Raw genomic sequence first — 12,868 nt, 5'->3', positions numbered from 1 at the left:
TGGAAGTAGCTTAGCCCTAAGCTACTTTTCGTCAAGCTACTTTCTTGCGAACGACCGATCGGAGCCGGATACTCCAGCCATGAAGGACGAGAAGGACGAGAAGGACGCCGTCGACGCGATCATCGGGCAGTGGGCCGTGGTACGCCCCGACCTGGAAACGACCCCCATGGCCGTCTTCGGCCGCATCTACCGGATCGCCAAGGCCATGGGCGACGCGATGGAGGAGGCCTACGGCCGCTACGGCGTCTCGCGCGGGGAGTTCGACGTCGTCGGTACGCTGCGCCGCTCCGGGGCGCCGTACACGCTCTCGCCCCGCCAGCTGTCGGCCACGCTCATGCTCACCACGGGCGGCATGACCGGGCGTCTGGACAAGCTGGAGAAGGCGGGGCTGCTCTGCCGCAAGCCCGATCCCCACGACCGGCGCGGGCTCCAGGTCACGATCACCGACCGGGGTCTCGCGCTCATCGACGAGGCCGTCTCCGCCGGCCTGGAGGTACAGCGCGCCGCACTCACCGGCCTCAGCGACGAGGAGGTCGAGGTGCTCACCGGCCTGCTCCGCAAGCTGATGGCCGGGGTCTGAGGACACGACAAGGCGCCGAGGGTCGCCACACGGCCGAACGTGTCGGTCGTGCGGACCCCCGGCGCCCGGAAGTCATGCGGTGCCGGCCCGCTGGGCCGGACCGGGTCAGCCTTGCTGCTGCTTGTGCGACTTGTCGAGGACCATCACGAGGCCCGCGATGACCAGGAAGAGCACGATCGGCAGGGCCACGTACAGGCCGAGCGTCGCGCCAATGCTCAGGCCCGTGCCCGGGTCGTCGCCGTCGTCACGGGTCAGCGCCAGGGCGGGAGACGTCATCAGCAGCATCATCAGCGTCGTTCCGGCCGTGACGGCGCCGGCGCGCAGAGCGTTCTTCTTGTCCACGGTGCAAACGTAGCGAACACCCGAACGGGCCGCGCGCCCGGGGGTGCCGTACGGGGTCACCCGTCCTCGCGCCCCACTTCCCCGCCCCATTTCCCGCCCCTCCTCCCCGCCGTCCTCGTCACCCCTCCTCGGCGAGCCCCTTCCGTACCGCTCTCAGCAGGGCGTTCGCCCGCGGCGAGGCGGTCAGCTCCTCCAGGCTCAGCGGACGCCCCGCGGCATCGGCTACCGGGAGCCGCCAATTGGGGTACTGGTCCCAGGTGCCCGGCAGGTTCTGCGGGCGCCGGTCGCCCACCGCGTCCGGCAGCCAGACGCCGACCAGCCGCGCGGGCGTGCGCAGCAGGAAGGCGTACAGGGCCCGTACGGCGGCCTCCTCGCCCTTGGTGTCCAGGCCGAGGTGGTCCAGTACGGCCAGCCACTCGGCGGTGTCGGCGGCGTCCTCGGCCCGTTCCGGCCCGACCGGGCGGGTCAGCAGCCCGAGCCGGTCGCGCAGTTCCACGTGGCTGCCGGCGAGCTTGGCGGCCGTGGGCGGGAGATCGTGGGTGGTGACCGTGGCCAGGCAGTCGGCCCGCCAGTCCCGCGGGGCGAGGGGGTTGCCGTCACCGGCCCAGTCCCGCTCGAACCAGAGCACCGAGGTCCCGAGCACCCCGCGCCGGGCCAGCGCCCGGCGCACCCGCGGCTCCACCGTGCCCAGGTCCTCGCCGATGACCAGGGCCCCGGCGCGATGGGCCTCCAGCACCAGGATCGCCAGCATGGCCTCGCCGTCGTAGCCGACGTAGGTGCCCTCGGCGGGGGTGCTCCCCTCCGGGATCCACCAGAGCCGGAACAGGCCCATGACGTGGTCGATCCGCAGGGCGCCCGCGTACCGGAACACCCCGCGCAGCAGGGCCCGGAAGGGTGCGAAACCGGTGGCCGCCAGCCGGTCCGGGCGCCACGGCGGCAGCCCCCAGTCCTGGCCGCGCGCGTTGAAGGCGTCCGGCGGGGCCCCGACGGAGATGTCACGGGCGTGGAAGGGGCCGGTACGGGCGTCCGAGCCGTCGGGATGCACCCCGACGGCCAGGTCGTGCACGATGCCGACGGCCATGCCGGCCTCCCGGGCGGCCTGCTGGGCGGCGGCGAGCTGGGTGTCGGTCAGCCAGACCAGCCAGCGGTGGAAGTCGAGCCGCTGACCGGGGTCCTCGCCGGCCGCCGCCGCGCACCATGCGGCGTGCTTGTCCAGCGGCGGGCCCTGCCCGGCGCGGAACTCGCCGTAGGCGGCTTCCCGTTCGGGCGTGCGCGGGACGGCGTACAGCAGCTCCAGGGCGGCCCGCTTGAGCGCCCAGACGGCGTCCCGGTCGATCAGCGCGCCTTTCTCCAGCACCTCGCGGCGCAGCTCACCGCCCCGGGCGGCGAGTTCGGCGAGGGCCCCGCGGTCGGGGCAGCGGGCGTACTCGGGCACGTCCTCGACGCGCAGGTGGACCGGGTCGGGGAAGCGGCGGGAGGAGGGCCGGTAGGGGGACGGGTCGGTCGGGGTGCCGGTCACGGCCGCGTGCAGCGGGTTGACCTGGATGAAACCGGCGCCGTGGGTGCGTCCGGCCCACCGCGCGAGGTCGGCGAGGTCGCCCAGGTCGCCCATGCCCCAGGAGCGCTCCGAGAGGAGGGAGTAGAGCTGGACGAGCAGCCCGTGGGCGCGCTCGGGCGCGGCGGGAGCCCGGTCCGGGGCCGCGATCAGGGTGGCTTCGGCGGTGCGGCCGTCGGGCAGGGTTGCCGTGATGCGGTGGACGCCCAGGGGCAGCCCGTCGGGCAGCGGCTCCCCGGGGCGGGTCAGCCATTCGGCGGCCGCGTGCGACGCATCGTCCGGTACGTCCCGCGCCTCGTCCGCCGCCTCCTGCGGCTCCAGGCGGATCCTGGTACCGGGCGGCAGGTCGGCCAGCGCGGACGGCGGCGGTTCGCCCGCCCAGCACACCAGCACGGACGGGAGCAGCCGGGTCTCGGCCTCCCGCTGCGCGTCGGCGAGGTGCCGGCGGACGTCCTCGGGGGTGTCGGTGGCCATGCCGAGCAGCCCCAGCACGGTGGCGACCGTGGCCCGCGGGACCTGGACGGTGACGTCCGCGCCGGGCTGGTAGGCGGTGGCGATGCCGTGCAGGGCCGCGAGCCGGGCCAGGTCGTCCATCTACGGGCACTCCTTCGTGCGTGATGGTGGGTCAGAAGGTTGTACAGCTGCGGCGTTCACCGCTCCTAGCCGAGTGGGCGCTCTGCAGCCCCGTTCACCCAAACGAGATACCCGACGGCCGACCGGCCATCCCTCGCCGCCGGGCTCCGCCCGCTGTGGCCGAATCCACAAATTGACTCCTCGGATTGACACATGAGCCGCACGGGTGGTGGGCTCGGGCTCATTCGTACGGGTGGGGGACGTCTCGCGACGAGGAGACTCTGTGCAGCTCAGTGGCAGCAAGCGGGCGACGGCTGCCGTCGCGGTGCTCGGCACACTGCTGGGCGGGGCCGTGGCGTCCTCGCCTCCGGGGGCCCTTTCGGCGCCGTCCGTACCGTCCGCACAGGGCGGCTCCGGCGGAGCGGCCAAGGAGGCGGCTGCCGCATCCGCCCCCGGGCCCCTCCTCGATCCGGGAGCCGACACCCCGCGCACCGCGGCCGAGGGCCCGGCCGTGTGGCCGCGGCCTCAGTCGATGGCCGCCGACCCGGCTCGCGAGGTGCCGCTGGGTGCGGAGGCCGTGCTGGTGGCCCCGTCCGACGCCGATCCGCACGCGGTCCAGGTGGTCCGGGACGCCCTGCGCGCGGCGGGCGTGCGGACCTTGCACGAGCGGGCCCCCGGGGCGCCGCTGCCCGAGCGGGGCACCGTCGTACGACTCCAGGGCCCGGACGCGCAGGAGGCGCTGCGGGCGCTGGGCGCGGCCGAAGCCCGCGATCTGCCGGAGGGGGGCTACCGGCTGGCGGTGGGCCGGCCCGGCGGCCGGGACACGGTCGCACTGGCCGGCGTAGGGGAGGACGGGCTGTTCCACGCGGCGCAGACGCTGCGTCAGCTGCTCGCGGCGGGCGGCGGGAAGGCGCCCGGCGTGCTGGTACGGGATTGGCCCACGGCGCCCGTGCGCGGGATCGCCGAGGCGTTCTACGGGCAGCCCTGGACGCAGGAGCAACGGCTGGCGCAGCTGGACTTCATGGGCCGCACCAAGCAGAACCGGCTGCTGCTCGCGCCCGGTGACGACGTGTACCGGACGACGGCCTGGCGCCAGGAGTACCCCGCGGAGCAGCAGGAGGAGTTCCGGGCGCTGGCCGAACGGGCCCGCGCCAACCGGGTCGTCCTGGGCTGGGCGGTGACGCCGGGCCAGTCGATGTGCCTGTCCTCCGTGGGCGACCGGGCGGCGCTCGCGCGCAAGCTGGACGCGATGTGGGAGCTGGGCTTCCGGGCCTTCCAGGTGCAGTTCCAGGACATCAGCTACACCGAGTGGGGCTGCAAGGCGGACCGGGAGCGGTTCGGGAAGGGCCCCGCCGCGGCCGCGAAGGCTCACGCGCAGGTCGCGGCCGAGCTGGCGGCGCACCTGGCCGCGCGGCATCCGGGGGCGGCGCCGCTGTCGCTGCTGCCGACGGAGTTCTACCAGGAGGGCGCCACCGCCTACCGGACCGCCCTGTCCGGTGCGTTGGACCCTCGGGTGGAGGTGGCCTGGACGGGCGTGGGCGTGGTGCCGCGCACGATCACCGGCAGGGAGCTGGCCGGGGCGCGCTCGGCGCTGGGCCACCCGCTGGTCACCATGGACAACTACCCGGTGAACGACTGGGATCCGGGCCGGATCTTCCTGGGGCCGTACGCGGGACGCGATCCGGCGGTCGCGGGCGGCTCGGCGGCGCTGCTGACCAACGCGATGCCGCAGGGCACGCTGTCGCGCATCCCGGTCTTCACGGCGGCGGACTTCGCCTGGAATCCGCGCGGCTACCGGCCCGGGGAGTCCTGGGCCGCGGCGGTGCGCGAGCTGTCCGGCCCCGACCCGCGCACGCGCGAGGCGGTCGCGGCGCTGGCCGGGAACACGGCTTCGTCGGGTCTGAAGATGGAGGAGTCCGCGTACCTGAAACCGCTCGTCGAACAGTTCTGGAAGGCGCGCGCCGCGGGCGACCCGGCGGCCGGGACCGAACTGCGCAAGGCGTTCACGGTCCTTCGCGAGGCTCCCGGCCGGCTGCCGGCCCTCTCGGACGAGGCGGGGCCCTGGCTGGAGCGGCTGTCGCGCTACGGAGCGGCGGGCGAGCTGGCGGTCGACGTCCTGCGGGCCCAGGCCCGCGGCGACGGCGCGGCCGCCTGGCAGGCGACCCAGGCGCTGGCGCGTGCCCGGCAGGCACTGGCCGAGACGGGCCCGGCCACGGTGGACAAGGCCGTCCTGGAGCCGTTCCTGGCGAAGGCGACGGCCGAGGCGGACGCGTGGACCGGGGCCGGCCGCCAGACGGGCGAGGTGACGAAGGACGCGGGCGCCTGGACGGTACGGCTGGACGGGCAGCGCCCGGTGGCGGCGGTGACGGTGACGACCGACCCGTTCCCGGCCGGGGTCCGGGGCGCGGTGGTGGAGGCCCACGTACCGGGCGAGGGCTGGCGCAAGGTCGGCGACGCCGCGGCGTCGGGCTGGACCCAGGTGGACACGGCGGGGCTGCGCGCCGACGCGGTACGGCTGTCCTGGGCGGGGACCGCGCCCACCGTGCACCGGGTGGTCCCCTGGCTCGGGGACGGCCCGCGGGCCGGCTTCGAGCTGAAGGACGGGGGCGCGGTCGACGCCGAGATCGGCGGAGCCGCGCGGCCGCTCTCGGCGGAGCTGTCCGCGCTGGGACCGGGCGAGGTCCGCGGACCGCTGTCCGCGCGGCCGCCGCAGGGCATCGAGGTCCGGCTGCCGCAGAGCGCCGTGGCGCCGCGCGGCGGGCGGGTGACGATCCCGTTCGAGGTCGCGGTCGCGCGGGACGTGCCCCCCGGCACCTACCAGGTCCCGGTGGTCTTCGACGGGGAGTCACGCACGTTGACGGTACGGGCGGTGCTCCGCACCGGCGGGCCGGACCTGCTGCGCACGGCGCGGGCGAGTTCTTCGGCGAACGAGACGCCCGCCTTCCCGGCCTCGGCGGCCGTGGACGGCTCCCCGGCCACACGCTGGTCCTCGCCGCCGGTGGACGGCGCGTGGTGGCAGGCGGAGCTCCCGGCCCCGGCCCGGATCGGCCGCCTGGACCTCCACTGGCAGGAGGCCCATCCCTCGTCCTACCGGGTGGAGACCTCGACGGACGGTCGGACCTGGCGGCCGGCCGCCACCGTGACGGCGTCGGCGGGTGGCCGTGAATCCCTGCGCCTGGACGCCCCCGGGACCCGCTTCCTGCGCGTCACGTGCGACACCCGCGCCACGCGCTACGGCTGCTCTCTCTGGTCGGTGGAGGCCTACGCGGTCACCCCGTAGCCCTGCGGGCCCGGCGTCCTGGGGCTCGGCCCCAGGACGCGGGTTCAGGACGCGGGGTCAGGACACCGCGACGCCGATGCGGTCCAGGGCGTCCTCGGCCCCGTACGGCTGGAGGTACGGCATCCACCGCGGATCCCGGTGCCCCGTTCCGATGATGCGCCAGGCCAGGCCCGACGGAGGCGCCGGCTGGTGGCGCAGGCGCCAGCCGAGTTCCAGCAGGTGCCGGTCGGCCTTGACGTGGTTGCAGCGGCGGCACGCGGCGACGACGTTGTCCCACGCGTGCTGGCCGCCCCGGCTGCGGGGGATGACGTGGTCGACGCTGGTGGCGACGGCGCCGCAGTACATGCAGCGGCCGCCGTCCCGGGCGAACAGGGCGCGCCGGGTGAGCGGAACGGGCCCCCGGTAGGGGACCCGCACGAAGCGCTTGAGCCGGACCACGCTGGGCGCGGGGACGGCTCTGGTCGCGCTGTGCAGATAGGCGCCGGATTCCTCCAGGGAGACTGCTTTGTTCTCCAGGACGAGGACGAGCGCGCGGCGGAGCGGTACGACGCCGAGGGGCTCGTACGACGCATTGAGGACCAGGACGTGCGGCACGGACTGCCTCCTTGTACGCCGGCGGCGCGTGGCTCGCGCCGGGACGATCTGCTCTCCAGTCTCTCCTTACGGCTGGTCGAAGCGCCACCACGAGCCCGTAACGGGTCCGAGGTGTTTTCGACCACACCCACGTCATCCCCACGTGAGTCTGGTCTCTCCCTCGAACACCGACCCCCTAACCAAATACGGCGACGGGAATGCCCCGTTAGTGTGGTTGGTCTGCCCGCACTCTCCGGATCCCGTCCGGGGGTACACCCCGAGTCCCGCGGGCGGACCGCTACACCTGGAGGTTCCCGCCGTGCCCTGGCCTGCCGCCCTGCTGCCCCTGGCAGCAGACACCCCGGACGCGACCACGACGCTCAAGGAGACGCACGAGAGCGTCACCGAGGCCGCGAGCTTCATCGAGGAGAACTGGGCCACCTGGCTGAGCATCGGACTGCGCATCCTCCTGATCGTCGTGATAGCGGCGGCGCTGCGTTCGGTGGTCCGCAAGGCGCTGACCAAGCTCATAAACCGGATGAACACCAGCGCCGAGGCGGTCGAGGGCACCGCGCTCGGCGGGCTGCTGGTCAACGCCGAGCGGCGCCGCCAGCGTTCGGAGGCGATCGGTTCGGTACTGCGTTCGGTCGCCTCGTTCCTGATCCTCGGCACGGCCGCGCTGATGGTGCTGGCCGCGCTGAAGATCGATCTGGCCCCGCTGCTGGCGAGTGCCGGTGTGGCCGGTGTGGCGATCGGTTTCGGTGCCCGGAACCTGGTGACGGACTTCCTGTCCGGCGTGTTCATGATCATGGAGGACCAGTACGGCGTCGGCGACAAGATCGACGCGGGCGTGGCCTCGGGCGAGGTCATAGAGGTCGGCCTGCGCGTGACCAAGCTGCGGGGGGACAACGGCGAGATCTGGTACGTGCGCAACGGCGAGATCAAGCGGATCGGCAACCTCAGCCAGGGCTGGGCGACCGCGGGCGTCGACGTCCACGTCAAGCCGACGGAGAGCCTGACCCGGATCCGCGAGGTGGTCCAGGAGGTCGCCGACACCCTGGCGAAGGAGTCCCCTTGGGACGAGCGCCTGTGGGGTCCGGTGGAGGTGCTGGGCCTGGACGAGGTGCTGCTCGCCTCGATGACGGTGAAGGTGTCGGCGAAGACGATGCCCGGCAAGCAGTTCGCGGTGGAGCGGGAGCTGCGCTGGCGGATCAAGGAAGCCTTCGACGCGGCGGGCATCCGGATCATCGGCGGTCCGCCGGCCGCGGAGGAGGACGAGGAGGCGGCGGACCCCGCGACCGCCGTCGCCGCGCCGTCCGCCCTGGCGAACCCGGCTTCCCCGCAGTCGCTGGCCACCGCCCCGATCCCGCCGCAGACCGGCCCGCGGATCACCAAGTAACCCCGAAGGCGCTCCCCGCTGCCCCGCAGGCCATTCATCGGAATGTCAGCCTGCGGGGCAGCGGCATTGACACGGCCCGAACAGCAATAGGAAACTTACTTAACAGTTGACCTCGGTGAGGGAGAGAGCGCACCATGCCCGCCGCCACGCCCGGAACTCCCAGCCTCTTGCGCGCCATGAACGACCGGGCCGCGCTGGAGCTGCTGCTGACGCACGGCCCGCTGTCCCGGACCAGGATCGGGCACCTGACCGGGCTCTCCAAGCCCACCGCCTCCCAGCTCCTGGCCCGCCTGGAGGCCGCCGGGCTCGTCGTGGCCACCGGCACCGACGGCGGCCGCCCCGGCCCCAGCGCCCAGCTCTACGCCGTCAACCCCCGGGCCGCGTACGTCGGCGGGCTCGACGTCACACCGGGCCGCGTACTGGCGGCCGTCGCCGACCTCACCGGCACGGTGACCGGCACGCACGAGGTCCCGTACACCGAGGGCAAGGACGCCGTCGAACAGGTCGTCGAAGCCCTCGGCGGAGCCGTCAAGGCCGCCGGACTGCACCTGTCCGACCTGCACCGGGCGGTCATCGCCACCCCGGGCGCCTTCGACCCGCAGACCGGCCGGCTGCGCTACGCCAGCCACCTCCCCGGCTGGCACTCCCCCACCCTCCTCGGCGAGCTGGCGGCGGCCCTGCCGATGCCGGTCGAGTACGAGAACGACGTCAACCTCGCCGCCGTCGCCGAGCAGCGCCTCGGCGCGGCGCGCGGCCACGAGGACTTCGTCCTGCTCTGGAACGAGGAGGGCCTCGGCGCCGCCCTGGTGCTCGGCGGCCGGCTGCACCGCGGCTGGACCGGCGGCGCCGGCGAGGTGGGCTTCCTGCCCGTGCCGGGCCACCCCCTGGTCCGGCAGGTCACGCGGGCCAACACCGGCGGCTACCAGGAGCTGGCCGGCGCACAGGTGGTACCCGGGCTCGCCGCGGAACTGGGAGTCGAGGCCCCGCCGCTCCCCGCCTCCGAGGGCTCGCACAGCGCGGAGGTGGCCGCAGCCGTCGCACTGCTCGGGCAGGCCGCGGCCACGCCCGAGGGGGCGCACCTGCGCTTCCTCCAGGCGTACGCCACCCTGCTCGCCACCGGTCTCGCCTCGCTCGTCGCCGTGCTGGACCCGGAGATCGTGGTGCTGTCCGGGGCGGTGATCGCCGCCGGCGGCGACCCGCTGCGCGGCCTGCTGGAGGCCGAGCTCGCCGAACTGGCGCCGTCCCGGCCCCGCCTGGTCTCCGGCGAGGTGCCGAAGGGGCCGGTGCTGCGCGGTGCGCTGGAGAACGCGCTGGCCGCCACCCGCGACGAGGTGTTCGACACCTCCCGCTGAACCGTCCCTCCCGCAACACCCCCCACAGGCCCACACCCTCACTGGCACCCCACAGGAAGTTCCTCCCTCAGAGAGCGAGCCCCGCCATGCCCAGAACCGGACGCCTGACCACCACCGCGACCGTCCTCGCCGCGATATCCGTCCTCGCCACCGCCTGTACGGGCCAGAGCGGCACCGAGGCCGCCGACGACCCGGCCAAGGACGTCACCCTCAACTTCTGGCACGGCTGGTCCGCGCCGAGCGAGACCAAGGCGATCGAGGAGAACATCGCCCGGTTCGAGAAGGCGCACCCGAACATCAAGGTCCAGGTCACGGGCAACATGACCGACGACAAGATCAACCAGGCGCTGCGCGCGGGCGGGGACAAGGCCCCCGACGCGGTCGCCTCCTTCACCACCGACAGCGTCGGCAAGTTCTGCAACTCCCGCGCCTTCGCCGACCTGAACCCCTTCCTCAAGAAGTCCGGCGTGGACAAGGCGAAGGTCTTCCCCAAGTCCCTGCTGGAGTACACCCAGTTCAACGGCAACCAGTGCACGCTGCCGCTGCTGCACGACGCGTACGGCCTCGTCTACAACAAGACCGCCTTCGCGGCCGCCGGCATCACCGAGCCCCCGAGGACGTGGAGCCAGTTCACCGAGGTCGCGCAGAAGCTGACCAAACCCAAGGGAGACTCGTACGAGCAGGTCGGCCTGATGCCCACCTTCCACGGCTACGAGACGACCCCCATGCGGCTGGCCGCCCAGTGGAGCCCCTCCTACTTCGGCGCCGACGGCAAGTCCAACCTGGCCAAGGACCCGGCCTTCGCGAAGATGCTGACCGCGCAGAAGGACCTGGTCGGCAAACTCGGCGGCTACGAGAAGCTGGAGAGGTTCCGCAACACCTTCGGTGACGAGTGGAGCGCCGAACACCCCTTCCACACCGGCCAGGTGGCCATGCAGATCGACGGCGAATGGCGGGCCTCGATGGCGAAGGAGGCCGGCGTCCCCTTCGAGATCGGCACAGCGCCGCTGCCCGTCCCCGACGACCAGGCCGCCGACTACGGCAAGGGCTACCTCTCCGGCACGATCATGGGCATCGCCGCGGGCAGCAAGAAGCAGAACGCCGCCTGGGAGCTGGTGAAGTACATGACCACCGACACCGAGGCGGTGGTGGCCTTCGCCAACGCCATCCACAACGTCCCGTCCACCCTGGCGGCCCTGGAGTCCCCGAACCTCCAGGTGTCCCCGGAGTTCAAGACCTTCCTCGACATAGCCCGGCACCCGAAGTCCAGCACCACCCCGGCCCAGGCCGACGGCGGCACCTACCAGCTGACCTTCCAGGACCTCGCCTACGGGGTCGAGAAGGGCGACGTCACCGACATCCCGGCCGGTCTCGCCGAGACCGACCAGCAGATCGACACGGACATCGCGAAGGCCAAGTAGCCCCGATGCCCTCCACGACCACCCACACCCTGCGGACGAAGCACCGGCGGTCCGCCCTGCGGACCGCGGCCTTCATGTCCCCCTGGCTGATCGGCTTCGCGGTCTTCTTCGCCTACCCGCTGCTGTCCACCCTGTACTTCTCCTTCACCAGGTACGACGGCTTCCGGCCGCCCGTCTTCAACGGCCTGGACAACTGGGGATACGTCTTCACGGACTACCCGCTGTTCTGGCCGGCGATGCGCAACACCCTGTGGCTCGTCGTGGTGATGGTCTCCTGCCGGGTCGTCTTCGGACTCGGCACCGGCCTGCTCATCACGAAGATCAAGACGGGCGCAGGGATCTTCCGGACCCTCTTCTACCTGCCCTACCTGGCCCCGCCGGTCGCCGCGACCCTGGCCTTCGTCTTCCTGCTCAACCCCGGCACCGGCCCCGTCAACAGCCTGCTGGACGCGGCCGGGCTGCCCACTCCCGGCTGGTTCACCGACGCCGACTGGTCCAAGCCCGCGCTGACCGCCCTCGCGCTGTGGGGGGTGGGCGACCTGATGGTCATCTTCATGGCCGCGCTGCTCGACGTACCGAAGGAGCAGTACGAGGCCGCCGAGCTGGACGGGGCCGGGGCCTGGGCCCGGTTCCGGCACATCACCCTGCCGAACATCTCGCCGATCATCCTGTTCGCGGTGGTCACCGGGGTCATCCAGGCCATGCAGTACTACACCCAGCCGCTGGTGGCGGGGAAGGTGGCCGCCGGGGTGATCGGCGGCTCGGGCCAGCAGTTCGAGCCCGGCTACCCCGACAAGTCGACCCTGACCCTGCCCCAGCTCGTCTACAACCTCGGCTTCCAGCGCTTCGACTACGGCACCGCGTGCGTCGTCGCACTGGTCCTGTTCTCCCTCTCCATGGCCTTCACCGCACTCCTGATGCGCCGCCGTGGCGGACTGATCGGAGCGGGTTCATGAGCACGCGCGTCAACAGGCCCGTACTGCACTGGATCGCCGTCCACTCCCTGGGGGTGGCGGCCGCCCTGTTCTTCGTCCTCCCCTTCGTGTTCCTGCTGCTCACCTCCCTGATGGGCGACCGGCAGGCGCTGACCAGCGACCTGTGGCCGGACACCTGGGAGTGGGACAACTACGCCCAGGTGTGGAACACGCCGGGCTTCCTGACCTGGTGGCGCAACACCCTTCTGTACGCCGGGCTCGGCACCCTGTTGACCGTGGTCTCCTCCGTGCCCGTCGCGTACGCGCTCGCCAAGTTCCGCTTCCGCGGGCAGCGGCTCTGTCTGCTGCTGGTGATCGCGATGATGATGCTGCCGCCACAGGTCGTGGTCATCCCGATGTACCTCTTCTGGGCCAAGCAGCTCGACCTGTCGGGCACCCTGTGGCCGCTGATCGTCCCGATGGCGTTCGGCGACGCCTTCACCATCTTCCTTCTCCGCCAGTTCCTGCTGACCATCCCCGGCGAATACCTGGACGCGGCACGTGTCGACGGCTGCGGCGAGGTGCGCACCCTGCTGCGGGTCGTGCTGCCGATGGCGAAGCCCGCGATAGCCGCGGCCGCGCTGTTCCAGTTCTTCTGCGCCTGGAACGACTACTTCGGCCCGCAGATCTACGCCTCCGACAACCCGGCTGCCTGGACCCTCAGTTACGGACTGGAGTCCTTCAAGGGGGCGCACCACACCAACTGGAACCTGACCATGGCCGCGACGGTGCTGGTCATGGCGCCCGTGATCGTCCTCTTCTTCCTCGCCCAGAAGGCGTTCGTCGAGGGAGTCACCCTGACCGGAGTGAAAGGCTAAC

10 protein-coding genes are annotated in these 12,868 nt (G+C 72.7%); 7 read left to right on the top strand and 3 right to left on the bottom strand.

The genetic code is table 11. From position 1 onward, the window contains the following. Positions 1-79: 79 nt before the first annotated feature. Complete coding sequence (locus ACFYOB_RS18180) at positions 80-580, top strand: MarR family winged helix-turn-helix transcriptional regulator (protein WP_388560849.1); 501 nt, start codon at positions 80-82, stop codon at positions 578-580. A gap of 105 nt (positions 581-685) precedes the next feature. Here ACFYOB_RS18180 and ACFYOB_RS18175 read toward each other — a convergent pair whose 3' ends face one another. Continuing rightward, entirely contained in the window at positions 686-922 is a 237-nt protein-coding gene (locus tag ACFYOB_RS18175; RefSeq protein ID WP_388560848.1) for a hypothetical protein, read from the bottom strand. 118 nt (positions 923-1,040) lie between these two features. Then, the gene (locus tag ACFYOB_RS18170; protein WP_388560847.1) at positions 1,041-3,071 is read right to left on the bottom strand and encodes a 4-alpha-glucanotransferase; all 2,031 of its coding nucleotides are present in this window, start codon (positions 3,069-3,071) and stop codon (positions 1,041-1,043) included. Between the two features lie 262 nt (positions 3,072-3,333). Here ACFYOB_RS18170 and ACFYOB_RS18165 point away from each other — a divergent pair, with 262 nt between their 5' ends. Next, positions 3,334-6,330, top strand: coding sequence for a beta-N-acetylglucosaminidase domain-containing protein (locus tag ACFYOB_RS18165; protein ID WP_388560846.1), 2,997 nt, complete (start codon positions 3,334-3,336; stop codon positions 6,328-6,330). Positions 6,331-6,387: 57 nt separating this feature from the next. On the opposite strand, the gene ACFYOB_RS18160 is transcribed toward ACFYOB_RS18165, so the two are convergent. Continuing rightward, positions 6,388-6,924: an HNH endonuclease gene (locus tag ACFYOB_RS18160; RefSeq protein ID WP_388560845.1), complete on the bottom strand. Its 537-nt coding sequence runs from the start codon at positions 6,922-6,924 to the stop codon at positions 6,388-6,390. A 298-nt stretch (positions 6,925-7,222) separates the two neighbouring features. Here ACFYOB_RS18160 and ACFYOB_RS18155 point away from each other — a divergent pair, with 298 nt between their 5' ends. The 5 genes from ACFYOB_RS18155 to ACFYOB_RS18135 all read left to right on the top strand — a co-directional run bounded on the left by ACFYOB_RS18155 (position 7,223) and on the right by ACFYOB_RS18135 (position 12,867). Then, complete coding sequence (locus tag ACFYOB_RS18155; RefSeq protein ID WP_388560844.1) at positions 7,223-8,302, top strand: mechanosensitive ion channel family protein; 1,080 nt, start codon at positions 7,223-7,225, stop codon at positions 8,300-8,302. A gap of 134 nt (positions 8,303-8,436) precedes the next feature. Next, the gene (locus ACFYOB_RS18150; protein ID WP_388560843.1) at positions 8,437-9,654 is read left to right on the top strand and encodes an ROK family protein; all 1,218 of its coding nucleotides are present in this window, start codon (positions 8,437-8,439) and stop codon (positions 9,652-9,654) included. Between the two features lie 86 nt (positions 9,655-9,740). Next, positions 9,741-11,075: an ABC transporter substrate-binding protein gene (locus ACFYOB_RS18145; protein WP_388560842.1), complete on the top strand. Its 1,335-nt coding sequence runs from the start codon at positions 9,741-9,743 to the stop codon at positions 11,073-11,075. Between the two features lie 5 nt (positions 11,076-11,080). Continuing rightward, the gene (locus ACFYOB_RS18140; RefSeq protein WP_388560841.1) at positions 11,081-12,031 is read left to right on the top strand and encodes a carbohydrate ABC transporter permease; all 951 of its coding nucleotides are present in this window, start codon (positions 11,081-11,083) and stop codon (positions 12,029-12,031) included. Next, a complete protein-coding gene (locus tag ACFYOB_RS18135; RefSeq protein ID WP_388560840.1) occupies positions 12,028-12,867 on the top strand; it encodes a carbohydrate ABC transporter permease in 840 nt (279 codons plus the stop codon). Before ACFYOB_RS18140 ends, ACFYOB_RS18135 begins: the two co-directional genes overlap by 4 nt. Position 12,868: the final 1 nt, after the last annotated feature.

The sequence above is a fragment of the Streptomyces sp. NPDC006463 genome (assembly GCF_042870715.1).
GTDB lineage: Bacteria > Actinomycetota > Actinomycetes > Streptomycetales > Streptomycetaceae > Streptomyces.
The sequence above is the reverse complement of the archived record's forward strand: the minus strand, read 5'-3'. Positions and strand labels throughout refer to the sequence as shown.